At 53.8% G+C, this 25,535-nt stretch carries 24 protein-coding genes; 8 read left to right on the top strand and 16 right to left on the bottom strand.

The window, feature by feature from the left end; genetic code table 11:
* The first annotated feature begins 121 nt into the window (after window positions 1-121).
* A complete protein-coding gene (locus tag AB3G37_RS01695; RefSeq protein WP_369789533.1) occupies window positions 122-2,035 on the top strand; it encodes an ABC transporter ATP-binding protein in 1,914 nt (637 codons plus the stop codon).
* 110 nt (window positions 2,036-2,145) lie between these two features.
* Here the strand turns inward: AB3G37_RS01695 and tauD are convergent, their stop codons facing one another.
* The 5 genes from tauD to AB3G37_RS01670 form a co-directional block, all read right to left on the bottom strand.
* Window positions 2,146-2,994 (bottom strand): taurine dioxygenase, encoded by an 849-nt coding sequence (gene tauD, locus AB3G37_RS01690; protein ID WP_369789532.1) that lies wholly within the window; start codon window positions 2,992-2,994, stop codon window positions 2,146-2,148.
* On the bottom strand, window positions 2,991-3,797 hold the full coding sequence (tauC, locus tag AB3G37_RS01685; RefSeq protein ID WP_369790869.1) for a taurine ABC transporter permease TauC: 807 nt from the start codon (window positions 3,795-3,797) through the stop codon (window positions 2,991-2,993). The genes tauD and tauC overlap by 4 nt, the downstream gene beginning before the upstream one ends.
* A 23-nt stretch (window positions 3,798-3,820) precedes the next feature.
* Entirely contained in the window at window positions 3,821-4,588 is a 768-nt protein-coding gene (tauB, locus tag AB3G37_RS01680) for a taurine ABC transporter ATP-binding subunit (RefSeq protein WP_369789531.1), read from the bottom strand.
* Between the two features lie 10 nt (window positions 4,589-4,598).
* Window positions 4,599-5,588, bottom strand: a complete 990-nt coding sequence (gene tauA / locus AB3G37_RS01675; protein WP_369789530.1) for a taurine ABC transporter substrate-binding protein — start codon at window positions 5,586-5,588, stop codon at window positions 4,599-4,601.
* Window positions 5,589-5,828: 240 nt separating this feature from the next.
* Complete coding sequence (locus AB3G37_RS01670; protein WP_009638982.1) at window positions 5,829-6,431, bottom strand: LysE family translocator; 603 nt, start codon at window positions 6,429-6,431, stop codon at window positions 5,829-5,831.
* A gap of 103 nt (window positions 6,432-6,534) precedes the next feature.
* On the opposite strand from AB3G37_RS01670, the gene AB3G37_RS01665 reads away from it, so the two are divergent.
* On the top strand, window positions 6,535-7,515 hold the full coding sequence (locus AB3G37_RS01665; RefSeq protein ID WP_369789529.1) for a hydrolase: 981 nt from the start codon (window positions 6,535-6,537) through the stop codon (window positions 7,513-7,515).
* An 18-nt stretch (window positions 7,516-7,533) separates the two neighbouring features.
* Window positions 7,534-7,782: a YheU family protein gene (locus AB3G37_RS01660; protein WP_009638984.1), complete on the top strand. Its 249-nt coding sequence runs from the start codon at window positions 7,534-7,536 to the stop codon at window positions 7,780-7,782.
* A 90-nt stretch (window positions 7,783-7,872) separates the two neighbouring features.
* Here AB3G37_RS01660 and AB3G37_RS01655 read toward each other — a convergent pair whose 3' ends face one another.
* The 7 genes from AB3G37_RS01655 to AB3G37_RS01625 are packed head-to-tail and all read right to left on the bottom strand — an operon-like array spanning window position 7,873 to window position 15,163.
* Entirely contained in the window at window positions 7,873-9,264 is a 1,392-nt protein-coding gene (locus AB3G37_RS01655) for an amidohydrolase family protein (RefSeq protein WP_369789528.1), read from the bottom strand.
* A gap of 25 nt (window positions 9,265-9,289) precedes the next feature.
* Window positions 9,290-10,069, bottom strand: coding sequence for a cysteine hydrolase family protein (locus AB3G37_RS01650; RefSeq protein ID WP_009638986.1), 780 nt, complete (start codon window positions 10,067-10,069; stop codon window positions 9,290-9,292).
* Window positions 10,066-10,509, bottom strand: a complete 444-nt coding sequence (locus tag AB3G37_RS01645) for a cupin domain-containing protein (RefSeq protein ID WP_009638987.1) — start codon at window positions 10,507-10,509, stop codon at window positions 10,066-10,068. The genes AB3G37_RS01650 and AB3G37_RS01645 overlap by 4 nt, the downstream gene beginning before the upstream one ends.
* A gap of 39 nt (window positions 10,510-10,548) precedes the next feature.
* Window positions 10,549-11,487 carry an ABC transporter permease gene (locus AB3G37_RS01640; RefSeq protein WP_369789527.1) on the bottom strand — a complete coding sequence of 313 codons (939 nt, stop codon included), beginning with the start codon at window positions 11,485-11,487 and terminating at the stop codon, window positions 10,549-10,551.
* Window positions 11,484-12,605 (bottom strand): ABC transporter permease, encoded by a 1,122-nt coding sequence (locus tag AB3G37_RS01635; protein ID WP_369789526.1) that lies wholly within the window; start codon window positions 12,603-12,605, stop codon window positions 11,484-11,486. Before AB3G37_RS01635 ends, AB3G37_RS01640 begins: the two co-directional genes overlap by 4 nt.
* Entirely contained in the window at window positions 12,605-14,116 is a 1,512-nt protein-coding gene (locus AB3G37_RS01630; protein WP_369789525.1) for an ABC transporter ATP-binding protein, read from the bottom strand. The genes AB3G37_RS01635 and AB3G37_RS01630 overlap by 1 nt, the downstream gene beginning before the upstream one ends.
* A gap of 27 nt (window positions 14,117-14,143) precedes the next feature.
* Entirely contained in the window at window positions 14,144-15,163 is a 1,020-nt protein-coding gene (locus AB3G37_RS01625) for a BMP family protein (protein ID WP_369789524.1), read from the bottom strand.
* Window positions 15,164-15,303: 140 nt separating this feature from the next.
* Between AB3G37_RS01625 and AB3G37_RS01620 the strand changes: the two genes are divergently transcribed.
* On the top strand, window positions 15,304-16,203 hold the full coding sequence (locus AB3G37_RS01620) for a LysR family transcriptional regulator (protein ID WP_009638992.1): 900 nt from the start codon (window positions 15,304-15,306) through the stop codon (window positions 16,201-16,203).
* Window positions 16,204-16,218: 15 nt separating this feature from the next.
* On the opposite strand, the gene AB3G37_RS01615 is transcribed toward AB3G37_RS01620, so the two are convergent.
* Window positions 16,219-17,040, bottom strand: a complete 822-nt coding sequence (locus AB3G37_RS01615; protein WP_369789523.1) for a creatininase family protein — start codon at window positions 17,038-17,040, stop codon at window positions 16,219-16,221.
* Window positions 17,041-17,311: 271 nt separating this feature from the next.
* Here AB3G37_RS01615 and AB3G37_RS01610 point away from each other — a divergent pair, with 271 nt between their 5' ends.
* Complete coding sequence (locus tag AB3G37_RS01610) at window positions 17,312-18,181, top strand: phosphoribulokinase (RefSeq protein ID WP_009638994.1); 870 nt, start codon at window positions 17,312-17,314, stop codon at window positions 18,179-18,181.
* 51 nt (window positions 18,182-18,232) lie between these two features.
* On the opposite strand, the gene AB3G37_RS01605 is transcribed toward AB3G37_RS01610, so the two are convergent.
* Entirely contained in the window at window positions 18,233-19,414 is a 1,182-nt protein-coding gene (locus AB3G37_RS01605) for an amidohydrolase (RefSeq protein WP_369789522.1), read from the bottom strand.
* 27 nt (window positions 19,415-19,441) lie between these two features.
* Entirely contained in the window at window positions 19,442-20,638 is a 1,197-nt protein-coding gene (locus AB3G37_RS01600) for an MFS transporter (protein WP_369789521.1), read from the bottom strand.
* 190 nt (window positions 20,639-20,828) lie between these two features.
* Between AB3G37_RS01600 and AB3G37_RS01595 the strand changes: the two genes are divergently transcribed.
* The gene (locus AB3G37_RS01595; protein WP_369789520.1) at window positions 20,829-21,737 is read left to right on the top strand and encodes a LysR substrate-binding domain-containing protein; all 909 of its coding nucleotides are present in this window, start codon (window positions 20,829-20,831) and stop codon (window positions 21,735-21,737) included.
* A 24-nt stretch (window positions 21,738-21,761) separates the two neighbouring features.
* Here AB3G37_RS01595 and AB3G37_RS01590 read toward each other — a convergent pair whose 3' ends face one another.
* The gene (locus AB3G37_RS01590) at window positions 21,762-22,172 is read right to left on the bottom strand and encodes an OsmC family protein (protein ID WP_009638998.1); all 411 of its coding nucleotides are present in this window, start codon (window positions 22,170-22,172) and stop codon (window positions 21,762-21,764) included.
* A gap of 347 nt (window positions 22,173-22,519) precedes the next feature.
* On the opposite strand from AB3G37_RS01590, the gene crp reads away from it, so the two are divergent.
* Both crp and AB3G37_RS01580 read left to right on the top strand, forming a co-directional pair.
* Window positions 22,520-23,152, top strand: coding sequence for a cAMP-activated global transcriptional regulator CRP (gene crp, locus AB3G37_RS01585; RefSeq protein ID WP_009638999.1), 633 nt, complete (start codon window positions 22,520-22,522; stop codon window positions 23,150-23,152).
* Window positions 23,153-23,212: 60 nt separating this feature from the next.
* Window positions 23,213-25,291, top strand: coding sequence for a YccS/YhfK family putative transporter (locus tag AB3G37_RS01580; protein ID WP_369789519.1), 2,079 nt, complete (start codon window positions 23,213-23,215; stop codon window positions 25,289-25,291).
* Window positions 25,292-25,535: the final 244 nt, after the last annotated feature.

Raw genomic sequence — 25,535 nt, 5'->3', positions numbered from 1 at the left:
CGTCAGGGTGCAATTTTTCAGCTACCATGCTCCGCAAATACCAAATGGGACGTTTCACACGTCTTGTTTAACTTAGAATAATGACAATCAATTTAACATACTCTCAACTACACGGCGCTTTATGATAGTTTTCTCATCGTTACAAATCAGGCGTGGCACCAATGTCCTGCTTGACAATGCATCTGCCACTATTAATCCGGGCCAGAAAGTCGGATTGGTAGGTAAGAACGGCTGCGGCAAATCGACACTGATTTCCCTGTTGAAAAACGAAATGAGCGCCGATGCGGGCAACCTGACGTTTCCATCAAACTGGGCGCTGGCCTGGGTTAATCAGGAAACTCCTGCCCTTGACGTGCCCGCTATTGAGTATGTTATCGACGGTGACCGCGAATTTCGGCAGCTTGAATCTGAATTGCACGACGCCAATGAACGCGACGACGGCCATGCCATCGCTACCTTGCACGGCAAACTCGATGCTATTCAGGCCTGGACCATTCCTGCCCGCGCCGCCAGCCTGCTCAGCGGTTTAGGATTTACCCAAAGTCAGCTGCAACAGCCGGTAAAATCTTTCTCCGGCGGCTGGCGCATGCGCCTTAATCTGGCACAGGCCTTGATCCTGCGCTCTGATTTGCTGCTGCTCGATGAACCCACCAACCACTTGGATTTGGACGCGGTGATCTGGTTGGAGAAATGGCTGAAGAACTATGACGGTACACTGGTGCTGATTTCCCACGACCGTGATTTCCTTGATCCGATTGTCGACAAGATCATGCATATCGAACAGCAGACGCTGAATGAATACACCGGTAACTATTCATCGTTTGAACGCCAGCGCGCCACTAAACTGGCACAGCAGCAGTCACTGTTTGAACACCAGCAGGAGAAAGTTTCGCACCTGCAAAGCTACATCGACCGTTTCCGCGCACAGGCCACCAAGGCCAAGCAGGCGCAGAGCCGTATCAAAATGCTGGAACGCATGGAGCTGATTGCCCCGGCTCACGTCGACAATCCTTTCCAGTTTAGTTTCCGCTCGCCGGAAAGTCTGCCCGACCCACTGCTGCGCATGGAAAAAGTCAGCGCAGGTTACGACGATAATGTGATCCTCGACTCGATCAAGCTGAACCTGGTTCCCGGCTCGCGCATCGGGCTGCTAGGTCGCAACGGCGCAGGTAAATCGACACTGATTAAACTGCTGGCCGGCACCATGCCACCGTTGAAAGGTGACGTCGGGCTGTCAAAGGGCGTTAAGCTTGGATACTTTGCCCAGCATCAGCTCGAATTTTTGCGTGCTGAAGATTCACCGTTGCAGCATCTGGTGCGTCTGGCCGACAGGCAAACCGAACAGCAGCTACGCGATTATCTCGGCGGCTTCGGCTTCCAGGGCGATAAGGTTACTGAAAAAACCGAGCGTTTCTCCGGCGGCGAAAAAGCCCGTCTGGTGCTGGCGTTAATCGTTTGGCAGCGCCCTAACCTGCTGCTGCTCGATGAACCGACCAACCATCTGGATCTCGACATGCGGCAGGCGTTGACCGAGGCGCTGATCGACTTCGAAGGCGCCATGGTAGTGGTTTCGCATGACCGCCACTTACTGCGCTCGACTACCGACGATCTGTATCTGGTTCACGGCGGCAAGGTGGAACAGTTTGACGGCGACCTCGACGATTACCAGCAATGGCTGGTAGATATTCAACGTCAGGAAAGTCAGCAGGACGCGCCCGAGAAAGATGCGGGCGTTAACAGCGCCCAGTCGCGTAAAGATCAGAAACGTCGTGAAGCCGATTTCCGTAACCAGACTCAGCCGCTGCGCAAGCAAATCGCGACCTGGGAAAAGCAGATGGAAAAGCTCAGCAGCGAATTAGCCAGTGTAGAAGAGAAGCTCGCAGATTCCGCTATTTACGACAGCAGCCGCAAGGCCGATTTGACCGCCTGCCTGCAACAGCAGATTAAGGTTAAGGGCGAGCTGGAAGAGGTTGAAATGAACTGGCTCGACGCTCAGGAACAGCTTGAGCAATTGGCGCAGGAATTTAACGCCTGATCAAGCGCGGGTCCGGTATCACGCTACCGGCCCCGGCTCTATCCGATCCCCGTAGGCAGTAAAAAGGCCGCCTTAGCATCGGCGGCCTGTTTTCAGTCCTCTGACAGCCATCAAGCCCGGAAATAAGGCTTGTCCCCGAGAATGGTGGCGCGGTGCATAATGCGGCGCTGCGGCAAATAGTCCGCATTGGCATAATGCTGAGTAACGCGGTTATCCCAGATAGCGATATCATTTTCCTGCCAGCGCCAGCGCACCTGGAACTCCGGCCTGGTGATATGTCGGAACAGGAAATCAAGAATGGCCGCGCTTTCTTTCTCTTCCAGTCCAACAATCCGCGTCGTAAATCCTTCATTCACAAACAGCGCCTGCTTGCCCGATACCGGATGAGTGCGGATTACCGGATGCAGCAACGGTGGGTTCTTTTCCTTGGCCGTTAGCCACTGCTCATGCTCTTGCGGCGTTTTCCGATATTTCCATTCCTGGAACGATTTGGTGAAATCATGCTCGGCCTGCAAACCGGCCAACAGCTTGCGGAAAGGTTCGGACAGCGCCTCATAGGCCGCAATACCGCTGGCCCACAGGGTATCGCCACCGGTAGAAGGCAGCTGTTTTGCCGCCAGAATCGCGCCCAACGGCGGCGTTTCGATAAAGGTCACGTCGGTGTGCCAGTTGTCGTTGTCCGGCGGATTATTGTCGTTGGTATCGAAAATAATAATTTCTTGTGCTTCCGGCGTCTGTGGATAGACCGGGTGAATGTGCAGATCGCCAAAGCGTGCCGCCAGCGCGCGCTGTTCAACCGGAGTAATCGGCTGATTACGGGCAAACAGCACCTGGTGTTTCAGCAATGCATGATAAAGCTGCTCAAACTGTGCGTCGGATAGCGGACGGTTAAGCGATACATCCTCCACCAGCGCGCCAATGTGCGGGCCAAGCGGGGTAATTTTCAGACGTTCGTTCATTGTTGCTCTCCGTGCCAGGGGGTGAGTTTGCGCTGCAAATAGCGCAGGCCCAATTCGAGCGCACAGGCAATCAGCGCGATGACGCTGATCCCGGCGATGACCACATCAGTTGCCAGAAACTCACCGGCTGACTGAACCATAAATCCTAAACCACGTGTAGCGGCGATAAGCTCGGCGGCAACCAGCGTTGACCAGCCCACGCCCAAGCCTATGCGCACACCGGTTAAAATTTCCGGCAGCGCGCCAGGTAAAATCACGAAGCGCAATACCTGCCCACGGCTGGCTCCCAGCGCCTGTGCCGCGCGAATGCGGACTTTAGAGGCACTGCGCACACCGGCTAATGCGGACATCGCCACCGGAGCGAAAATCGCCAGGTAAATCAGCAGAATTTTCGACGTTTCGCCAATGCCGAACCAGATCACCATCAACGGCAAATAGGCCAGCGGCGGCACTGGGCGATAAAGCTCGATCAGCGGGTCCAGAATGCCGCGCAGCGTTTCATTCAGCCCCATCGCAATGCCGACCGGCACACCGATCACCACGGCGGCGAACAGTGCAATGATGATGCGCGTCAGGCTGGCTGCAAGATGCTGCCACAGCGTGGCATCCATAAACCCCTGCGGGCTGGCGATTGTGATTAACTGATGCAACACCTGCTGCGGCGCAGGAAGAAACAGCGGCGGAATCAGCTTCAACGCCGTTACCGCCCACCAGATGACCAGCAAAGTCACCAGCGTACCGATACTCAGACGGACGTTGCGCGGGAGGCTCCAGCCTTTTGCAGCAGATTTCTCGCGTGTCAGAGTTTTTACTACCGGTTCTGCACTCACAGCAGACCTCCACGATGTTCAAATACCTGACCCAGCACATACTCACGCTGGCGGATAAATTCAGGATCGGACTTTATGCTGCGGCAAGATTCGCCGTCAGCGTAGCGTTTGCCGAATTCCAGAGGGATGCGTTCCAGCACTCGTCCCGGTCCTGGAGAAAGCAGCAACAGTTCGCTGGCGAGAAAAATAGCCTCCTCGATGTCATGAGTGATCAGGAAAATCTGCTTGCCGGTATCGCGCCAGATAGTCAGCAGCAGCTCTTGCATTTGTTCGCGGGTAAAAGCATCCAGCGCGCCAAAAGGTTCGTCGAGCAACAGCAGGCGAGGATCCGCCGCCAGAGCGCGGGCAATCCCAACACGCTGGCGCATCCCTCCAGAGAGCTGCCATAGTTTATGATTTTCATAACCCGACAGCCCCACCTTGGCGAGCATGCGCTCCGCCGTTTGTCGACGCTGACGTTTCTCAATGCCTGCCAGCTGTAAACCAAATTCAACGTTGCCGAGCACATCACGCCACGGCAGCAGGCCCTCATTCTGAAACACTACCCCGCGTTCGGCCCCCGGACCTTCGACCAGCGAACCATCAAGGCTGATAGAGCCACCGCTCGGCGTTGTAAATCCGGCAATCAAGTTAAGCAGAGTGGTTTTACCGCATCCGGAAGGACCCAGCACCACCACCAGTTGTCCGGCGTCAATCTGCAACGAGATGTCGTGCAATACCGGATTACCCTGATATTCGGCAGACAGTTGAGAGACCTGTAACATGGCGTTCTCCTTAAGATTGCGGGCTAGCTTCTACGGCTTTGACAAACTTGTTGGTCACATAGCTGCTGTAGTCAGCATCTACCTGATCCACCTTGCCCTGCTCTTTCAGGAAGCTGGCCGTGTCTTTAATTGCTTTATCAACGGGTTGCCCCAGCTGAGTGACCTGCTCGTTCACTGGCAGGTAACGATTACCTTTGACCAGCACGGCGATTTGGTTATCCGGCACGCCGCTTAAACGGGACAGCGTATTCAGGTTCGACGTATCCTTCAGCCATTGATCCGGGTTTTGCAGATAAGATTTCTGCGCGGCCAGCGCGGCGCGTGCAAAAGCGGTAACCACTTCCGGATGTGCCTGCGCGAAGTCTTTACGCACCACCCAGACGTCAAGCGTTGGTGAACCCCATTTGCCAACCTGTGAGGAATCGGTCAGCACCTTGCCGGTTTTCTCCAGCTCGTTCACCGCTGGCGCCCAAACGTAGGCACCGTCGATATCGCCGCGCGCCCAGGCGGCAGCAATGGCCGGCGGTTGCAGGTTCACGATGGTCACTTTCTTCGGATCGATATTCCAGTGCTTGAGAGCCGCCAGCAGGCTGTAGTGGGTCGTAGAAATAAACGGTACCGCAATGCGCTTACCGATCAGATCCTGAGGCGTTTTGATGCTATTTTTCACCACAAATGCTTCAGAACTGCCCAACTCGGAGGCCAGTAAAAAGGCTTCGATAGGTAATTTCTGGCTCGCTGCTACAGCCAGCGGACTGGAACCGATATTGCCGATTTGAACGTCACCGGAGGCCAATGCGCGCAACACGCTGGAGCCGCTATCAAATTTTCGCCAATCAACTTTCGCACCGGATTCTTTGGCAAAGGTATTTTCTGCCTGCGCGATTTTCGCCGGTTCAGCCGACGTCTGGTAAGCCACGGTAACATCCACCGCATAGGCGCTGAGGACAGACATTGAAAGCAGCAGGGCCGCGCTGCGTAATAAGAAACGTTTTGCCATCGGTGAATGCTCCAAAGAGGGTGAAGGGTTATTTGAGGTGAATCGCTGTTTTTTTGGCTTGAAGGAATTTTTAGCCGAGGCGAGATGTTATTTAAAGTAATTAAAAATTACCTTTAATAACTAAAAGGAATATATGAGCATTATTGAGAGGTTGATAGGCCTTAAAAACAAAACGGCCACCTCGCAGGATGGCCGTCTTTTTTACCCAGTGATAAGCCGGAGCTTATCTGCCGAACTTTGTTATCTCCAGATCAGCAGCACGCAGGCGGCGGTCAGCAATCCCATGGCAATATTAAAGGTGTACCAGGCGCGACGGCTGCTTAACAGTCGGCCAATCACGGTGCCAAAGCCAAGCCAGATGACTCCTGAGACCAGATTGACGATAAACACGCCCAGGCTTATTGCTGCAACCGAGTGATTATACTGCGCACCGGCAAGGCTAAAACTGGCCACCGCGCCCAGCCCCATCAGCCAGGCTTTCGGATTCAGAAACTGCAACAGCCAACCCTGATAGAGGCGAATAGGCCTGACCTGCTTCGCATCGGTTTCCAGCGTTTCATAGGCCGAAGTGGCAATCTTCCACGCCAGCCACAGCAGATACAAACTCCCCAGCACCTTGAGAATAGTGTGCAGCGCGGGATACAGCAGGATCAACCCGCCTACGCCAAACGCCACCAGCAGCACGATACTCTGCATGCCAAGCATGATCCCCAGCATCAGCCACAGCGAGCGCATAAAACCGAAATTCGCCCCTGAAGTAGTTAACAACATATTATTCGGGCCGGGCGTAATCGCAGCGACCCACAAAAATCCCAGCATCGAAAGAAATAAACTAAGTTCCATTTAAACAGGTGCTCCTGGCCCTAAACTATTGTGTAATTAGCTGAGAAGCTATCAGTGTGGTATTGGTAGTACAAGCATCCTTCATGAGATTTTTTATCGCAAAATGGCTGAAAATTTTCATCCCCTGCGCGGTGCTAGCAATCCGCATCTGCAAACCCTGTTACCACGACTGGTCCGACGGCACGTAAAGCTTAAGCCGGTTTGGCAAAGGCTGGATTTACCCGACGGTGATTTTATCGACCTGGCCTGGAGTGAAGACCCGGAAGCAGCCAAACACAAACCGCGCATGGTACTGTTTCACGGCCTCGAAGGCAGCTTTACCAGCCCTTACGCCCACGGTCTGTTAGAGGCCTGGAAGAACAAAGGCGGACTCGGCGTGGTGATGCATTTTCGCGGCTGCAGCGGCGAGCCAAATCGATTGCAGCGCATCTATCACTCCGGTGAAACGGAAGACGCGCGTTACTTTCTCAGCTGGTTGAGTGAAACCTACGGCGATGCGCCAACTTCGGCAGTAGGTTTTTCGCTGGGCGGCAATATGCTGGCCTGCTATCTCGGGCAAGAGGGCGAAAACTGTCGGCTTCAGGCCGCGGTGATTGTCTCGGCGCCGTTGATGCTTGAACCCTGTGCTTACCGACTGGAGCAGGGAAGTTCACGAATCTATCAGCGCTACTTGCTCGATCAGCTCAAGGCCAACGCCCGCCGCAAGCTGATAAAATATCCCGGCACGCTGCCGGTGACGTTGGAGCAATTGAAATCAATGCGCCGTATTCGCGAATTCGACGACGCGATCACCTCGAAAGCTCACGGTTTCCAAAACGCGATAGACTATTACCGACGCTGTAGCGGTATGCCGCTGCTGCCGAGGGTCAAGATCCCGCTGTTGATTATTCATGCCAAAGACGACCCGTTTATGACCGATGCGGTGATCCCCAACGCGCAAGATCTGCCGCCTGAGGTAGAATACCAGCTCACCGAACACGGCGGACACGTTGGCTTCGTGACGGGCAATTGGTTAAACCCGGTGATGTGGCTTGAACAGCGTATTCCCGACTGGATTGCTGCCCGGCTGTCGCCCAAACCTTAGATTGAGAAAAGAAACACAATGATTATTCCCTGGAAAGAGTTACCGCCAGAAACGCTGGACAGCGTGATTGAAGGTTTTGTGCTGCGTGAAGGCACCGATTACGGCGAGCAGGAACGAACGCTCGAGCAAAAAGTTGAGGACGTGCGCCGCCAGTTGAAAAGTGGCGACGTGGTATTGGTCTGGTCCGAACTGCACGAAACGCTGAACATCATGCCGCGTGGCCAATTCCGCGCCGGTGAAGAAGAAATTGAAAGGCCAGATTACTAAGCTTATCCCCTGTTTTATTGAGCGGTGGCTCAAACAACTCCGCCGCTGCTGACAGTTCGCGTGAGGGGAAATCGCAGGACCCCTGAGGATTTAAAACGTGCTGGCCCGCCAAGGCCGGCGTTTAAAGCGATCGCTTCCTGCACGTTCGGCAAGGCTGTTGGCCGCCAGTTTTGAGCGCAGCAATACTTCGCGCTCATTGACTCGGGTAAACTTGCCTTCGCGCAACAGCGGTTCGCCATCGACAAACACGTCTGTCACCTCATGACCCAATGCCGAATAGACCAATGAAGAAACCGGATGATGTACCGGAGTCATTGCCGGATGATCAGTGCCAACCACCACAATATCGGCCTTTTTCCCCACCTCAATCGAACCAATCAGATGGTCGAGGCCAATAGCTCGTGCGCCATCGATAGTTGCCATCTCCAGCACTTTTTCAGCAGTCATAATCGTCGGATCACGATGCACGCCTTTCTGCACCAGAGCAGCCATTTTCATCGCCTGAAACAGGCTGTGATTATTGCTGCTGGCTGGCCCGTCGGACCCTAATCCCACGGTGATACCCGCCGCCAGCATCTCAGGGATCGGCGCTACACCTGAGGCCAGATACATATTGCTGCACGGGTTGTGCGACACGCGAACGTCATAATGTTTCAGCGCGCGGATATCACGGCGGCTGCATTGCACACAGTGAACGGCGAGCACGTCAGAGCCAAGAAAGCCTATTTCGCTGAGGAACTCGGTATCGGTGCTCTGAAAACGCAGCTGCGATTGCGAAATCTCAAAATCGGTTTCCGCAACGTGGATGGTGATCAGCGCGCCGGTTTCGTTGGCCAGCTCGCGGGTGCCGCGTAATACTTTTTCGTCCAGCGCCCAGATCATGCTCGGCGCAATCCCTACTTTGACCCGGCTGTCCGGGCGGTTGTACTGATAAATCAGTCTCTTGGCGTCATCCAACGCCTGTTCCGGCGTTTCAATCAGTCGGGAGGGAATGCCATGCTCCTCGCCGGTGGTAAGAAATCCGCGACACACGTGACCGCGAATGCCGGTGGCATGAAAAGCTTCCAGCACTTTGGCCGTTAATCCCGGCCGCGGATGGGCATACATAAAATCCACCAGCGAAGTCACGCCGGAGCGCAGCGATTCCACACAGCCGTGCATTGCCGCCGCCGAAACATCTTCTTCAGTCAACTCAACCGCGCTCGGCCCGGTCATGCAGGTAAACCATTTTTTCAGCACCATGTCATCGCCCAGCCCTTTTAACAGCGTCTGGAACAGATGAGTATGGGTGTTGACCATGCCGGGAATAATGATTGATTCGTGACAGTCGATCACTTCGCATTCCGGGTTACTGGCCACCAGCTGCTGGCGCGTGCCAACAGCGGCAATCATGTCTCCCTCGATTAAAATGCTGGCTTCTTCCAGCACCTCGCGCCGAGGGTTCATGGTGACCACCCAGCCGTCTGCCAAAATGTATCCCATCAATACTTTCCTCTGTCGAACAATTTCAGAGCAGTTGGCTAATCAATTGCTCTGAATCGGAAACAAAGCCAAAGCATTGGCGAACGTTATACAGCGTGGCGTCCATACAATACTTTGGCGACGTGGTGGCGCAGCAGTCTTGCAACAGCAAACAGTCGTAGCCGTGAAAATTGGCGTCCTGCAAGGTGCAAAGCACGCACTGATCGGCATTGACTCCGGCAAACAGCAACGTTGTGACATTCAGATTGCGCAGAATGCTGTCCAGCTCAGTATCCTGAAATCCCGACATCCGGTATTTATTGACTCGAATATCGCCCGGCAACGGGGCCAACTCATCCACCACTGCTGCTGCCCAACTACCGGATTCCAGCACCGGTTCGCCAGATATCGGCAGCGGATCGCCCAAACCTACACCTGTACCGTTGGGTTTATAAACGTGCAGCACCGCTGGACTCAGATTGAGCCGGTCTGGCCGATTGCCCCAGTTAAGCCACACTATTGGCATCTCGGCCTGACGCGCTTCGGGCAACAGCCGCTGCAACGGCGCAATCGGCGCTCGGGCCGGAGTGACATCAACGCCAATATGGCCCAGCCAGCCTTCGGGATGGCAAAAGTCATTTTGCATATCGATGACAATCAATGCCGTGCGATTCAAGTCGAGCTGAATACGCCGCTCACCGTCGTGCAACGTGGCGAGTTGCGGTGGCACACAGTCACGCACCAAATCGACTTCTTGAGCCGATACATGCCAGGCATTGCGCGGGCTGGAGCCGAGTGCTATCAGACTCTCGGATCGTTGACTCATACCGCCGGACTCCCATTCACCCCACTCAGAACGCGCAAGTCCTCTTCATCCAGCTCCACCGGCTCTCCGCTGCGGATAAGCTCGGCAAAGCCTTCATTCGGCGTCATCACCGTCAGGGTATACAGTTTGCTGCTGCCGGTATTGCGGATCACGTGTTCGTTGCCGGGATTCAGGAGCAGAGCTTTGCCTTTGCTTAACGGCAACTCTTTGCCACCACAGACAGCCACGCCCTGACCTTCCAGCACGTAGAAAAATTCGTGTGCGTGAGCGTGCTCATTCGGCGGCGTCGCTCCGCCAACCTTGAAAATCTCGATCACAAAGATGTGGTCGATCTGGTCCTGCTCTTTGTCGAACAGGATGGCGAAATAGTTGGTGTCCGTTGGGCTGATACGAAAAGCCGGAGCGGACAGAGCGTCGGTAGCGCGAAAAATCGTGGTCATAGCTATCTCCAAAATTTCCAGACAGTGGGAGGTCCACTGCTAATCCTTGCGGTATGGCTGCGTCAAAGCGCCCGGCTGTACCGTTTTTCCTATCACTCCAGACATCGCCAGAATGGTTAACAGATACGGCAGCGCAAGCAGTACCTGCGCCGGGAGGATGTTATTAAACAACTGCAACGACAGCTGTAATGCGTCGGCAGCACCAAAAATAAAGGCGGCAAACAGCGCTTTTAGCGGACTCCAGCGACCAAAAATCACGATCGCCAGTGCGATAAATCCTTGCCCGCTGACAATGTTGTCGCGAAACAGCCCGATTTGCGCAGTGACCAGATATCCGCCTGCCAGACCGCCGCCCAGACAGGAAAGCATCACCCCGTAGGTGCGGATCCTTTGTACGTTAAGCCCGGCGGCGTGCGCAGCTTTAGGGTTTTCGCCCACAGCGCGCAGCGAAAGTCCGAAACGGGTATGAAACAGCACCCATTGGGCAAGTACCACCAGCCCGAGCGTGAGGTACAGCGGCCACGGCTGGTTAAAGAAAATGGGTCCGATATAGGGAATTTTTTGCAGCAAAGGCACAGGCAACGCGTTAAACATATCTACCGTCGGCGACATTTTATCGCCAATCACCAGGCTGTAGATGTAGGTCGCCAGCCCGCCTGCGAGGATGTTAAACACCATACCGACCACGACCTGGCTGGCCAATGCCCGCAAGTAGAAGAAGGACAGCAGCAGGCTGACCACCAGTCCGCCCACACCACCGGCAAAAAAGCCCAACACGGCTGAACCGGAGTAAATCGATACCAGATAACTCGACAGCGCGCCCATCAGCAGCGTGCCTTCAAGGCCAATATTGAGCACGCCGGAACGCTCGGCATAAATCTCGCCCAGCGACGCCAGCAGCACGGGTCCGGCAAGACGAACCGCGGCCGCCAGCCAGGTAATGAAAAATGCGGCATCAAGATGTGACCACAGGTTCATGATTGAGTCTCCGAAGCAGCTTCAGCCACGGATGGACGCCCCCGCCCCGGCCAACGCAGGCGGTAATAGCGCAGGATATCGCCGGCTAAAATCAGCAGCACCACCAGGCTTTCAAGAATAAAGATCACCGAGGTCGGCAAACCACTTTCGCGCTGCATTGCACTGCCGCCAACCTGTAAACCGCCATAGAGAATAGCTGTAGGGATCACCACCAGCGGATTGAGCCGCGCCAGCAGCGCAACAATGACGCCGACAAACCCCACACCGCCCGATAAACCGTCCATCAACCGATGCTGCACACCGAGAACCATGCAAAGTCCGGCCAGCGCTGCCATACCGCCGCCCAAAAACACGGCCAGCATCTGGCGACGAATAACATTGATTCCGCCATAGCGCGCCGCTTTGGCATTCATTCCGCTGACAATCATTTCATAACCGATTGGCGTTTTACGGATAAGCACCCAGACCAGCAGCGAGCAAATCAGAGCGATGAGCAACCCCATGTGCGCCCGCGAACCGTGCATGATAAACGGCAGCCAGCTTTGCATCGGCAGCAGCGGCGTTTGCGGTAAATCGCCAACTGCGCGCATTGGACCGGAGACCAGATACTGCACCAGAAACGCCGCCACATAGTTGGCCATCAGTGAAATCAGCACATCGTTACCGCCAAAGCGCACGCGCATAATGCCGACGATTCCGGCCCATAACGCCCCGGCCATAAAAGCAACTACCAGCACGATTGGCCAGAAAGCCCAGAGCGGCAACATGATCCACATTCCCTGCGGCGTTCCGCCCAGCGCGACCCAGGAAGCTGCAGCGGCACCGATGGTGAAGCACCCTTCGAAACCGATATAGCCCATGCCCGATCGCCAGATAACGATGGTTGCCTGAGCAATCAGGATTAATGGTATGGCCTGCACCAGTGTCTGGCCAAAACCGCGTAGCGATCCAAACGCCTCGCTGAACAGCTCGATAAAGGCAGTAAAAGGGTTGGCGCCGAAGGGAATAAACAGCACACCGGCAATGATAAACGCCAGCAGCAGCGCTAACACGGTGATGCCGCCAGAGGCCAGCGAAGAGTCGGCCGGGACAGCACGTTTCTCGAGCAAAGATTTCATTACGCCTCCCGCTCCAGTTTGCCACCGGCCATCAGGTCGCCGATTTGCTCCAGCGTGGCTTCAGCCGCACTCAACACCCCGGCGATTTGCCCCGCGTACATCACCGCAATGTTGTCGGATAAATTCATTATTTCTTCCAGCTCCGCAGAAATCATCACAATGGCGCAACCCTGTTGACGTGCTTCGAGCAGCCCCTGCCACACCGCCTCGACTGCACCGACGTCCAGCCCGCGCGTTGGCTGCTCCACCACCAATACGCGCGGCTTGCGCATGACTTCACGTCCAAGAATGAGTTTCTGCAAATTACCGCCGGAAAGTTTTCCTGCTTCAAACTCTACGTCGTGGGCAATCACGTTGAAGTGTTTGACGATCGCCCTGGCTTTGTCGGCTATCGCTTTCGGACTGAGGAACCATCCACGGGCAACGGTGTGCTGATGCTGAGCGCCGAGAATCGCGTTATCGGCGATTGACATGCCGGTCACTGACCCAACCCCGCGCCGGTCGGCAGGAATAAAGCCCATGCCCGCAGCGCGTCGCTGTGCCGGAGACAGCCCGGAAATATCTTTACCGCCCAAAAGAATTCTGCCCGCTTCGATTGGCCGCAGATTAAGTAATGCCTCCGCCAGCTCGGACTGACCGTTGCCGTCGACGCCCGCAATACCTAAAATTTCTCCTGCGCGAACCTTCAGCGCTACGCGCCAGATTTTCTGGTTTCCGGCTTCGTCGCGCATGGCGATGTTGTCAATATTCAACACCTCGTCGCCGGGCTGCTGTACTGGTTTTTCGACTCGCAGCAACACGTCGCGCCCCACCATGCGACGCGCCAAATCAGTTTCAGAGGTGTCTTCTACCGCCACGCTCTCGACCATTCTGCCGCTGCGCATTACCGAGACGCTGTCAGCCACTGCCATGATTTCATAGAGTTTATGGGTCACAATAACGATTGAACGCCCTTCTTGCTTCAGAGAAGTCAACGTGGCGAACAGACCGTCTTTTTCGCGCGGCGTCAGCACCGCCGTGGGTTCATCGAGGATTAGGACTTTGGCGTTGCGATAAAGCAGCTTGAGGATTTCGACCCGTTGCTGCACGCCAATGGGCAGGTGTTCGACTCTCGCCCAAGGATCAACCGCCAGTCCGTGGCGGTCAGAAATCTGCTGTAAACGTTTTGCGGCGGCGTGCAAGTCAAGATAGCCGCTGCGATTTTCTTTCAGGCCGAGGATCACGTTTTCAACCACTGTCATCGGCTGTACCAGCATAAATTCCTGATGAACCATGCCGATACCCAGAGCAATGGCATCCCCCGGATCGCGAATACTGACTTTTTGCCCGCCGACCCAAATTTCCCCTTCATCAGCCTGATACATGCCGTAAAGGATCTGCATCAGGGTACTTTTACCCGCGCCGTTTTCACCCAATAACGCGACAATTTCACCCTCGCCGATCGACATGTTGACGTGGTGATTGGCGGTGATTTTACCGAATCTTTTGGTGATGCCTTTCAGCTCAATCATCGACACAATTCCTCATCTCGCATTAACTCAGGCTTTAACCAGGGACTGTACGTCGATTTTGCCTTCCGAGAGTTGGGTCCAGATATCCTGAAATTTGGCCCACTGATCGGCAGTAATCAGCTTGCTGTTGTAGGCTGTGTCGCCGTAAATCGGTAACCAGCCTTTAGAAACCGGCGGGTGAAACTCTTGGCCACCGAGGAATTTTTTATCCTGTACGCTGTGCGCAACCTGCTCAATGACCCACGGCAGATTGGTCTCGAAACTGGTGGCGATAAATTCTGGCGCAATGCTTTTCTGGTCGGCGTAGCAGCCGATAGCTTTGACTTTTGCCGCTGCTGCGCCCTGAATCGCGCCCAGACCGGTAACATCTGCGGTGTGCCAGATAACATCGGCCCCGTTGCCTATCATGGTGCTGGCGGCCTCGCGACCTTTCGCAGCATTGTTATAGTCGCCGGTCACGATGCCCAAACCGGTGATGCCCGGCCGCGTTTTTTCGGCTCCGGCAATAAAAGCGTGCATCATGCCGTTTTGGCTAGGATTATCACCGCCGCCGACATAGCCGACCGCTTTGCCTTTTTCGGAAATTATTGCTGCCAGCGCACCAGCGCCATAGGCCGCATTCATATAGGCCAGATTCATAAACTCGGTGTTATCCGGCGCTTTTTCGGAAGGCTTAAAAGTCGTGGCAAAGAAATAGGTGTCTGGATACTGCGGCCCAACCTGTTCGAACTCGGAACCGTACTCAAAGCTGTGGCCAATAATCAGGTTGTATCCGTCATCGGCATAGCCACGAGTCACCTGATCCATCTGCGCCTGCGGTACGCTTTCGCTAAAGGCAACTTTGAAGCCTTGAGATTTCAGCGTTTGCAAACCTTGATAGGCTAGCTGGTTCCAGCCACCGTCAGCCACGGAACCAGGCAAAATCAGAGCAATTTTCACTTCGTCGCCAGCCGCAAACGCACGACGGGAAAACAGCGGTGCAGCGAATGGAATCAACATCATGCTTGCCAGACCTGTGGCAAATTTACGGCGCGAAATACCAGACATAAGCTTTACTCCCCCCAAGATTAGGCCTTCAGTTATGCCTAGAATTTCGTTACCTTAAAAGCACAGTTTTTCGTACTCAGCGATGCTTTTTAAGCAACGCTTGCTGAAAATAGCGTCATTTGTCTTTGCGGAGATCATTCATGCTGCAACACCGGTTGTTGATGTATCTCGATCAGGTCGCCCGTGCTGGCTCCATTCGTAAGGCTGCGGCCCGGCTGCATATTTCTGCCTCGGCGATTAACCGGCAGATTTTGGCGCTGGAGGACGAACTGGGCACGCCGCTGTTTCAGCGACTGCCGAGAAAAATGGTGCTCACCGCCGCCGGAGAGGTTTTGATCCATCACGTCCGCCAGAGTTTTAAAGAGCTGGAATGGGCGCAGGTTAAAATTGAAGAATTAAAGGGACTGCGGCGCGGTGAAGTGACGATCGCGATGATGAGCGGGCTGGCAGCGAATCTCATCCCGCGCATGGCCAGCGAATTTCGCCGGGCTAATCCACGAGTAAAACTGATTTTGCGTCAGTTGACTGACGGCGACGATATTATGGCCGCTGTGGAATCAGGCGAGGCGGATTTGGGACTGGGATTCGATTTCGACTTGCCGCCAACGCTGCGAATTATTTCTAGCGTTAGCGGGCGACTGGGCGCGGTAGTAGCTCCGGGGCATCCGCTGGCAGATAAAACCAGCCTGCGCATCAGCGACTGCATTGCCTATCCGATCATTATCGCCGACAAAAGCACGGTGATTCGCCCATATTTGAACGACGTGTTTGCCAAGGCGCTGGTCACTGTCCAGCCGGTGATTGAAACCAACTCGATTGAAGTGATGCGCCACGCGGCAATGGTCGATCAGGGGCTGACTTTCCTGACGCCGTTCGACATCGAGTTTGACCAGCGCGCGGGCAGGCTTATCTATATTCCGGTCAGAGAACTGGCGCAGCAAACCCAGCGCCTGATGCTGATTGGGCACGACCGAGGCACCAGCGCGATTGGCAGCGTGCTGGCGGAAACGGTAAAAGGGATGATGTCGGAAGCCGGTTAACGTGCCAATTTCTTTCTATTTTGCATTAAATCGCGTGGACTGAGTGACGTTGCTTAGCGGATAGCGGGTGACTTCACCAACCAACGCTACCAATGCCAGAGCAGCGCGTTCAACTTGCTGTTTTCCGCGTTCTGCGTCGGCTGCGGCCGCATTACCGGTGACGCCCGCGGGATGCAGATCCTGCGCCTGCCAGCCAAAGCCGACACCGCCTTCAGGCGTGAGAATCCCCCCCTGCTCTGCCAGCGCCTGTGCCGCCGAGACAAAGTTTTCAGCCTTGTCCATCGCCACCAAATCAGGATGCAGGTGCAGCATCACGCTGGTTTCCGCTTCGCCACCGTGGATACCGAATTCCAGCTCGTTACTGCTATACAAATCACTGCTATCGATGGTGCGGGACCACGTTGCGCCGACGGCAAACATGCCCAGCTCAACGCGCAATTGACGGCAAACAATTTCCATCAGCTGCGGTTGACCGCCGTGGGAATTCCAGAAAATAATTTTGCGCGCACCGGCTCGCCAGGCACTTTTCGCCACTTCAAACCATACTTTAGCCAGCACCTCGAAAGGTAGCGTTAGCGTGCCGGGGTATTCCAGATGCTCGTCAGATTTGCCAATCGGCAAGGCGGGCAGTACCAGCGCAGGCTGGTTGTCAGGGAGAAGTTCGACCGCTCGGGCGACAATCCCGGCGTTAATTGCCGCATCCACCCGCACTGGAAGATGAGGCCCGTGCTGTTCGACCGCGCCAATCGGCAGGATCACCACCACATTTTCCATGTCTAGCTGGCTAAATTCCAGCGTGGATAAATCCCACCACCAGCGAGAGGAAGGCATAATCATCAGCAAATTCTCCAAAAGCATTGCACGAAATCGACAAGGGTATGAAGCCCAGTGTAGAGAATTAGCGATGAGATTAAAGCATCAAAAAGTTGTCACTATGTTGCTTTTTAGGCATCACTTTCGCTCAAATGGCTAAAAATCTTCCCTGCCGACACCCTATAAATTAGCGCATAGATATGGTAACAATAAGCTTAATTATGCGTATTAGCCTTCCCCAATAGATTCCTGGTGCAGATGCGTTGACTGCAATTTGAAAGATGAAGGGATTACCATGTCAGCTAAACATCCAGTTATAGCCGTGACCGGCTCAAGCGGCGCAGGAACCACGACCACCAGCCTGGCTTTCCGCAAGATATTCCAGCAGCAGGGCCTGCACGCTGCCCAGCTTGAAGGTGACAGCTTTCACCACTTTACTCGTCCAGAAATGGATGCCGCGATCCGCAAGGCTCGCGATCTCGGTCGTCATATCAGCTATTTTGGCCCGGAAGCCAACGATTTCACGCTGCTGGAGCAGAGTTTTATTGAATACGGTAAAACCGGCACCGGCCGTTCGCGCAAATATTTGCATACTTATGATGAAGCCGTGCCTTACAACCAGGTTCCCGGCACCTTTACGCCGTGGCAAGCGCTGCCCGAGCCCACGGATATTTTGTTCTACGAGGGGTTACATGGCGGAGTCGTGACTAATCAGGTGGATGTCGCCAAACATGTCGACCTGCTGGTTGGCGTGGTGCCCATCGTCAACCTCGAGTGGATACAAAAACTGGTGCGCGATACCGGTGAACGCGGCCATTCTCGCGAGGCGGTAATGGACTCGGTGGTCCGTTCAATGGACGACTATATCAACTACATTACTCCTCAGTTTTCACGTACCCACATTAACTTCCAGCGCGTGCCGACCATTGACACCTCTAACCCGTTTGCCGCCAAGGCCATTCCTTCACTGGATGAAAGTTTTGTGGTCATTCATTTTCAGGGATTGGACCAGATTGACTTCCCTTACCTGCTGGCAATGTTGCAGGGATCTTTTATTTCGCATATCAACACGTTGGTGGTACCTGGCGGGAAAATGGGTCTGGCAATGGAGCTGATCATGGGGCCGCTGGTGCAACGGCTGATGGAAGGCAAGAAGATCGAATAAGCCTATTCTGCGCCGCGTTAATCGTGTTAAAAGCGCGGCGCAGAAATCATGTTATTCGGCCATCAGCAGTTGGCGAATAAATCCAACGTGCAGCTGAACGCCGATAGCCAGAGCATCTTCATCCAGTTTAAATCGCGGATGATGCACACCGTGAGTCGCCCCTTTGCTCTCGTTACCGCTGCCGATAAACACGAAGCAGCCTGGAATTTTTTCCTGATACGACGAGAAATCCTCACTGCCATAAATCGCCGAAGTCACCTCAATGAATGCCTCTGCGCCTCTTTCCTGTTTAATGACGCGGCGAGCAATGGCGCAGGCTTCAGGATGGTTATTGCCGATGGCATAGCCTTTAGTCCATTTCACCTCAACTTCTGCGCCGTGGGCATAGGCAATCCCTTTGACGGTTTGTTCCACCAGCAACGGAACCCTGGCCCGAACTTCAGCGCTGTGAGTGCGCAGCGTCCCCGCCAGACGTGCGGTATCAGGGATCACGTTATACACCTCGCCGGCCTGAAACACGGCAACAGTCAACACTGGCGCGTGCAGCGGGTCCAGCTTGCGCGCGACAATCTGCTGCATTGCCGTCACCATTTCTGCGCCGATGGTCACCGGATCGATACACATGTGCGGCATCGAGCCGTGGCCGCCACGCCCTTTGAGCAGGATGTCAAAATTGTCGCTCGACCCGCTGAATACGCCCTCTTTCAACGCAATCTGTCCGGTCGGATAATTCGGCAACACGTGCAGTCCAAAGATCATGTCCACACCGTCGAGCACGCCAAGCTTGACCAACTCTTGAGCACCGCCCGGAGGCGCTTCCTCCGCGTGCTGGAAGATAAAGCGCACGGTTCCTTTCAAAGAAGAACGACACTGTGACAGCACCTTCACCGCGCCCAGCAGCATGGCGGCGTGGGCATCGTGACCACAGGCGTGCATCACGCCGGGGTTGGTGGAACGCCATTCTTCGTCAGTCTCTTCCTGAATAGGCAAGGCGTCGATATCGGCACGTAACGCATAGATCGGCCCATTTTTATCGCCGGTCAATTCAGCGATTACGCTATTCGGCGTCAGGCGTTTTAATGTCACCCCCGCCATCGCGGACAGCTGCTCGGCAATATAATCCGCCGTTTTTGCCTCCTGAAAGGAGAGCTCGGGATTGGCATGAATATGTCGACGCCAGCGCAGGACGTCCTGGTTAACTTCACTCACTAATGCTGCAAAATTGTGGCTCATTTTGGCTTCCTCTCAAGGTGCGTTTAACTAGGCTGCGTCACGCGCAGCAAGACGGATTTTGGCAAGTAAAGGCAGCATCAGCAGGCCAGAGGCCCACATTGCCAGCGCCAGAAAGATAAAAGTCGAGTGATAGCCGTGGGTCAGCGTTATCAAATAACCCATCACGATCGGCGCAACAAAACCGCCCAGCGTGCCGCCGGTATTCAGCAGGCCAATAGCTCCGCCCATCACGTTGGTGGGTAGTCGTTTCATTGGCAGAGTAAAAGTAGTGACAAACGACGACATCAGAAAGATATTGCCGAGGAACAAGAATAGGCAAGTCGTCACCATCGAGCTGGAGGCATACACCAGCCAGATACAAATTCCGCTCAGCAGCGATCCATACAAGATGACCTTTGGCTCACGCCCTTGCAGGTATTTACCTACCAGCCAGCCGGTAGAAAGCGAGGAGATCCAAATCCCCAGGCCGCCAATGGCGACAATCATGCCGGAAACCTCCAGCGAGAAACCGCGCTGTTGCACCAGGTATTTCGGCAGCCAGGCCATCAATCCATAGGCAGGAATATTGACGCAGAAGTTAGCCAGAAACAGCACCAGGACTATCGGATTCTTCAGCAAAGAGAGATAGCTGGCCGAAGCGTGAGAGCCGGTGGTCAGACTGCTTTTTGGGGGCGATGGCACCAGAAACAGGATCAGTGCCGCGACCACAAACGCCAGCAGCCCAAGGGTCGAGAACGAAACGCGCCAACCAAAATGTGCCAGACAATAAACCGCCAGCAGCGGCCCCAGAGTCATAGCCAATCCGGCTGAAGACAACAAAATCGATTGAGCAAAGGTGCGTTGTTCGAGAGCAAAGTTGGCTACTACCGACTTGGCGCAGGAGGTGGGATAACCGGAATGCCCTATTCCCGACAAGAAACGGAAAGTGACTAACAGCCCCAGTCCGAATCCCAGCAGGCCAAAACACAGGGCAAAACCGCCGAGCAAAGTCAGTGAACAGGCGAGCACTTTCTTGTAACCAAAACGATCGTTGAGCCAGCCAGAGGGGATCTGGAACAGTGAATAAGCTAAAAAGAACATGCCGGTGATATATCCCAGCTGTTGGGGCGGTAAATTAAACTCGCGAGAGATAGGCAACAGCGCAAAACCGATGACTGTCTTGTCGAGATAAACCAGAACATAACCAAAAAACAGTAAGAAAATCATTAGCGAACGATTTTTCATAACTGATATCCTCAAATGTTATATCCCAGTAGCCACCCCTGACCTGAGAAGAGAAACGCTCTTGCTTTGATTTATTTTTATGTTTTTATAACAGTGATTTACTGTCTGCTTAAAAACCTAGCAGTTTTATTTCACAGCCATAAGATGTAATTTTTTACTGGGTGATGCTTTTTACTGATAGGGGTATGCGATGAAATATTTGCCGAAGCTGCAACAGCTGAAGGTTTTTCAGCAGGTTATCCAAAGTGGCAGCATTCGTGGTGCAGCAAGAGCCATGAATCAATCGCAGCCTGCGGTTAGCCGCACGTTGCGCGAGCTGGAGCAAATTCTCGATACTCAGCTGATCGTGCGCGGTTCTCAAGGGATGACGCTGACCGAAACCGGGCGCGCCTTTTCCCAACGAATGCAGTTTATTTTGCAAGAGCTAGAGCGCGCCGCCGATGAAATCCAGCAGATTAATCAGTATTCGCAGGGCTCGGTGGCGGTAGGATTTTCTTCACTGCTGGCTCTGACTATTTTCCCGGCTCTTGCCAGTGAATTCGCTGCGAAATACCCGCAGGCCAAGCTGCACATCAAGGAAACCCAGCTTTCAACCCTGCTTCCTGCCCTGCGTGAAGGGCGTCTGGATTTCGCCATCGGCACGCTGGGGCCGGGGCTGCCGATAGAAGATATGGTGGTTGAACCGCTGTTCAACGCGCCTTTTTGTATTATTGCCCGTAAACAGCACCCGCTGGCACTGGCCACGTCGTTGAATCAGTTGAAAGAGGCAAGCTGGCTGCTGCCGGAAACCGATATGGGCTATTACCAGCAACTTGCAGCGCTATTGGAGGAGCATGGCTGCCATGCCGGACAATCGCCGATCCGCACTGATTCGTTGATCAGTGGGCTAATGATGATGCTAAATGCCGATTATCTTTCTGTGGTGGGCAATGCAATGGCAACGCCGTTTTTCCTCGAAGACAAGCTGTGCCGCCTGCCGATCGACAGTCTGCCGAACGCGCAATACTGTTTGGTATACTCACAAAAAACGCCGCTAACCTTAACGGCGCGGCGTTTTCTGGATTTACTCCGTGTTCACTGCCAGCGTTTTGCGTGGTAGGGATGGAGGTCGTGCTTGCGCAGATTACTCTTGTGAGTCAATCACTTCAAAGCTGTGGGTAATGGTCGCCGCCTTGCCCAGCATCAGTGACACTGAACAGTATTTCTCTGCCGACAGTGTTACCGCGCGCTCAACCACTTTATCGGTCAAATCTTTACCAGTGACGATAAAATGCAGATTGATGTGAGTGAACAGTCGCGGCGCTTCTTCACGGCGCTCAGAGGTCAGTTTGACTTCACAGCCAACAATCTCGTTGCGCCCTTTTTGCAGAATCGACACCACGTCAATGGCGCTGCATCCGCCTGCCGACATCAGCAACATCTCCATCGGACTTGGCGATTTATCACCCGCATTGCCATCCATTAAAATCTGATGGCCTGAGGCCGACTCACCCAGAAATGTTAAACCTTCAACCCATTTTACCCGTGCCTGCATGTGAATTTCTCCGCTCATAATTTTTAAAATAGACTACCCTTTACCCCCGAAACTGGCAACGTAACTCGATCCGCGTCATGCTGAAGCGAGACAACACAAGACACGTCTGCAAACCTGTGCTACAAACAAAGCCGAAAGAAACTTTCCAACAAGTTGCGGCTAGGTTTTTTAGGTGTTAACAGGATAACCTTGGTGATAATGGCAAATTACAGCTTAAATCACTCCACCTGCCGCTTGCAGCATTGCTGGTCAGTTCATATGCTAAAAGAGCGCGAAGTAAAAAATCGCCGAACAGGGATTTCAAAGCCCTGTGATTTTGGGCAGCGATAATAAGAGGATAATAGCTAATGGTTCTCGGCAAGCCACAAACAGACCCTACTCTCGAATGGTTCCTGTCTCATTGTCATATACATAAGTATCCATCTAAAAGTACGCTGATTCACCAAGGTGAAAAAGCCGAAACGCTTTACTACATCGTGAAAGGTTCGGTTGCCGTTCTGATCAAAGATGAAGAAGGCAAAGAAATGATACTTTCCTACCTTAACCAAGGTGACTTCATCGGCGAGCTGGGACTCTTCGAAGAAGGTCAGGAACGTAGTGCATGGGTCAGGGCGAAAACTGCCTGTGAAGTGGCAGAAATTTCCTACAAGAAGTTCCGCCAGCTGATCCAGGTTAATCCAGATATTCTGATGCGCCTGTCCGCACAGATGGCAAGCCGACTGCAGATAACTTCCGAGAAAGTGGGTAACCTCGCCTTCCTGGACGTGACCGGTCGCATTGCACAAACTCTGCTGAATCTGGCTAAACAGCCGGATGCCATGACTCACCCGGATGGTATGCAGATCAAGATTACCCGTCAGGAAATCGGTCAGATAGTCGGCTGTTCACGCGAGACTGTGGGTCGAATTCTAAAAATGCTTGAAGATCAGAGTCTGATTTCAGCACACGGTAAAACGATTGTCGTTTACGGCACTCGCTAATCGTCCTAAAAACGGCGCGGCAGATAACTGTCGCGCCGTTTTTGTTGTATCCTCTCAATTATGACGCTTTGGCGACGAATCTTTTATCACCCTGAAGTTAACTACGCGCTGAGACAAACGCTGGTTCTCTGCCTGCCCATTGCTATCGCCATGCTGTTTGGTCAGTTAAGAATGGGAATGCTGTTCGCGCTGGTCCCTGCCTGCTGCAATATTTCCGGCCTCGACACCCCGCATAAACGTTTTTTCAAACGCCTTGCTGTAGGCGGCTCGCTGTTTGCCGTAAGCAGTGTTCTGCTCCAGTTGATGCTGATTAACTGGCATTGGCCGCTGCCGCTGATCATGCTTGGCCTGACGCTACTGGTTGGCGTGACCGGCGCGATTGGCCCACTACATGCTCGCCTGCTGCCCGGCGCACTGGTAGCGGCGATTTTCACCTTGAGTATGGCGGGCGCGGTGCCGATCTGGCAGGCTCCACTGCTGTTCGTGGTCGGCACGGCGTGGTACGGGCTGTTTAACTGGTTCTGGTTTCGACTCTCTGACGAGCAGCCGATGCGCGAAACTCTCAGCCAGCTTTACCATGAACTGGCCGACTATTTTGAAGCGAAATATAGCCTGCTGACCCAGCACACCGACCCTGAAACCGCGCTGCCGCCGTTGCTTAACCGGCAACAAAAAGTTATCGACCTGATCGCTACCATGTACCAGCAAATTCACATGCTGCCGACCGGCGATCGTCAGCACCACAAGCGACTGCTGCGAAGTTTTCAGGTGGCGCTGGATTTGCAGGAGCATATTACCGTCAGCCTGCATTTACCTTCAGAGGTGCAAAAGCTGGTAGAGGAGAGCCACGCCGAGGCGGTTATCCGCCGTAACGCAAAGATTATCGCGACGCGACTGCGGGTAATAGCCGGAGACATTCTCTATCATCGCCGTTCTGACCGTTTTACCATGGCCAACGAGCTGGCGGCGCTGGAAAAAATCTCCTCCCGCTATCGAGATAATCCGGTTGGCCAATTCTGCTATTACCATTTCAGCCGCATCGCTCGCCTGCTGCGCACCCAGCGCCCGCTGTATCGTCGCGATCTGATGCAAACGCAAAATCGCCTGCCGTTCTGGCCCGCGCTAAAAAGTTATTTATCTTTCAAATCGGCGGCGCTGCGCAATGCTGCACGTTTAGGACTGATTCTGGCGCTGGGCAGCAGTCTGGGGCTATTTTTCAATTTGCCCAAGCCATACTGGATTTTGCTGACTACGCTGCTGGTTAGCCAGAATGGTTATAACGCTACCCGTGTGCGTATCCAGCACCGAGCATTGGGCACACTGATTGGCCTGATTGCCGCTGCGGGGCTTTTGCAGCTAGAAATTCCGCAAAACATCACACTATTTTTCATGCTGATTATCACACTGGTTTCTTACACCGTACTGCGTAAAAACTACGGTCTTGGGATGATTGGTCTGACCGTGACCGCCGTTTATACCCTGCAATTGCTGGCGCTTAACGGCGCGCATTTCCTGCTGCCGCGACTGTTCGACACACTGATTGGCTGCGCGTTGGCGTTTGGTGGCACGATTTGGCTGTGGCCGCAGTGGCAAAGCGGCATGCTCAGGACCAACGCCCATCAGGCGCTGGAGACCGATCAACAGGCTATTCGGCTAGTCTTACACGACAATCCCGACCCTGCCGAGTTGGCCTATGCGCGCATGAAGGTCAATCAGGCTCATAACCAGCTGTTCACCTCGCTGAATCAGGCGATGCAGGAGCCGGGTTTTAATTCGGATTATCTGTCAGATATGCGTTTGTGGGTAACTCATAGCCAGTTTATCGTCGATCACATCAACGCGATGACGATTCTTGCCCGCGAGCATTACATGTTGACGCCGAAACTGGCGGTCGAGTATTTGCAAACCTGCGAAATCGCGCTGCAAGGCTGTCAGCAGCGACTGATTTATGATGGGCCGAGCAGCGAAAAGTCACTGTTTAACGCGCCGGAGCAGCATTCCGACATGCCGATCACCGAGATGGAACGCCATTTGCGCCGCATGCTGTCGCATCTGGCTGCCATGCATACCATTTCGTCCCTCGCCTGGAAACAACGGCCGCATCACGGGATATGGTTGACGAGAAGAGTGAAAGAGTAAGCGCTGTTTTATGGAGTGACGCAATCGCATTTTCAAGGTCAATAAACTTTGAATCAAGTTCAATAAGCTCTCAGGAATTTTTCCGGTTCAATAATTTCAATGAGCATTTAACCGGCAACCTGCACTAAGATCAAAACATCCTATCTACTGAATTTAACTCTCTAAATTTAAATGAAAAAAACTAACCTAAGCATCTAAAAAAATTAAAGAAAGCTCTTTAAAAGAACGGGTCTTGACCGCCGTG

This window comes from Rouxiella sp. WC2420, assembly GCF_041200025.1.
Taxonomy (GTDB): domain Bacteria; phylum Pseudomonadota; class Gammaproteobacteria; order Enterobacterales; family Enterobacteriaceae; genus Rouxiella.
This window is presented reverse-complemented; position numbering and strand designations above follow the sequence as displayed.

What these genes read in the sequence shown, in the direction of transcription:
- AB3G37_RS01695 (WP_369789533.1), top strand. Translation starts at nt 122, where the DNA reads ATGATAGTTTTCTCATCGTTACAAATCAGGCGTGGCACCAATGTCCTG.
- tauD (WP_369789532.1), bottom strand. Translation starts at nt 2,994, where the DNA reads ATGAACGAACGTCTGAAAATTACCCCGCTTGGCCCGCACATTGGCGCG.
- tauB (WP_369789531.1), bottom strand. Translation starts at nt 4,588, where the DNA reads ATGTTACAGGTCTCTCAACTGTCTGCCGAATATCAGGGTAATCCGGTA.
- tauA (WP_369789530.1), bottom strand. Translation starts at nt 5,588, where the DNA reads ATGGCAAAACGTTTCTTATTACGCAGCGCGGCCCTGCTGCTTTCAATG.
- AB3G37_RS01670 (WP_009638982.1), bottom strand. Translation starts at nt 6,431, where the DNA reads ATGGAACTTAGTTTATTTCTTTCGATGCTGGGATTTTTGTGGGTCGCT.
- AB3G37_RS01665 (WP_369789529.1), top strand. Translation starts at nt 6,535, where the DNA reads ATGGCTGAAAATTTTCATCCCCTGCGCGGTGCTAGCAATCCGCATCTG.
- AB3G37_RS01660 (WP_009638984.1), top strand. Translation starts at nt 7,534, where the DNA reads ATGATTATTCCCTGGAAAGAGTTACCGCCAGAAACGCTGGACAGCGTG.
- AB3G37_RS01655 (WP_369789528.1), bottom strand. Translation starts at nt 9,264, where the DNA reads ATGGGATACATTTTGGCAGACGGCTGGGTGGTCACCATGAACCCTCGG.
- AB3G37_RS01650 (WP_009638986.1), bottom strand. Translation starts at nt 10,069, where the DNA reads ATGAGTCAACGATCCGAGAGTCTGATAGCACTCGGCTCCAGCCCGCGC.
- AB3G37_RS01645 (WP_009638987.1), bottom strand. Translation starts at nt 10,509, where the DNA reads ATGACCACGATTTTTCGCGCTACCGACGCTCTGTCCGCTCCGGCTTTT.
- AB3G37_RS01640 (WP_369789527.1), bottom strand. Translation starts at nt 11,487, where the DNA reads ATGAACCTGTGGTCACATCTTGATGCCGCATTTTTCATTACCTGGCTG.
- AB3G37_RS01635 (WP_369789526.1), bottom strand. Translation starts at nt 12,605, where the DNA reads ATGAAATCTTTGCTCGAGAAACGTGCTGTCCCGGCCGACTCTTCGCTG.
- AB3G37_RS01630 (WP_369789525.1), bottom strand. Translation starts at nt 14,116, where the DNA reads ATGATTGAGCTGAAAGGCATCACCAAAAGATTCGGTAAAATCACCGCC.
- AB3G37_RS01625 (WP_369789524.1), bottom strand. Translation starts at nt 15,163, where the DNA reads ATGTCTGGTATTTCGCGCCGTAAATTTGCCACAGGTCTGGCAAGCATG.
- AB3G37_RS01620 (WP_009638992.1), top strand. Translation starts at nt 15,304, where the DNA reads ATGCTGCAACACCGGTTGTTGATGTATCTCGATCAGGTCGCCCGTGCT.
- AB3G37_RS01615 (WP_369789523.1), bottom strand. Translation starts at nt 17,040, where the DNA reads ATGATTATGCCTTCCTCTCGCTGGTGGTGGGATTTATCCACGCTGGAA.
- AB3G37_RS01610 (WP_009638994.1), top strand. Translation starts at nt 17,312, where the DNA reads ATGTCAGCTAAACATCCAGTTATAGCCGTGACCGGCTCAAGCGGCGCA.
- AB3G37_RS01605 (WP_369789522.1), bottom strand. Translation starts at nt 19,414, where the DNA reads ATGAGCCACAATTTTGCAGCATTAGTGAGTGAAGTTAACCAGGACGTC.
- AB3G37_RS01600 (WP_369789521.1), bottom strand. Translation starts at nt 20,638, where the DNA reads ATGAAAAATCGTTCGCTAATGATTTTCTTACTGTTTTTTGGTTATGTT.
- AB3G37_RS01595 (WP_369789520.1), top strand. Translation starts at nt 20,829, where the DNA reads ATGAAATATTTGCCGAAGCTGCAACAGCTGAAGGTTTTTCAGCAGGTT.
- AB3G37_RS01590 (WP_009638998.1), bottom strand. Translation starts at nt 22,172, where the DNA reads ATGCAGGCACGGGTAAAATGGGTTGAAGGTTTAACATTTCTGGGTGAG.
- crp (WP_009638999.1), top strand. Translation starts at nt 22,520, where the DNA reads ATGGTTCTCGGCAAGCCACAAACAGACCCTACTCTCGAATGGTTCCTG.
- AB3G37_RS01580 (WP_369789519.1), top strand. Translation starts at nt 23,213, where the DNA reads ATGACGCTTTGGCGACGAATCTTTTATCACCCTGAAGTTAACTACGCG.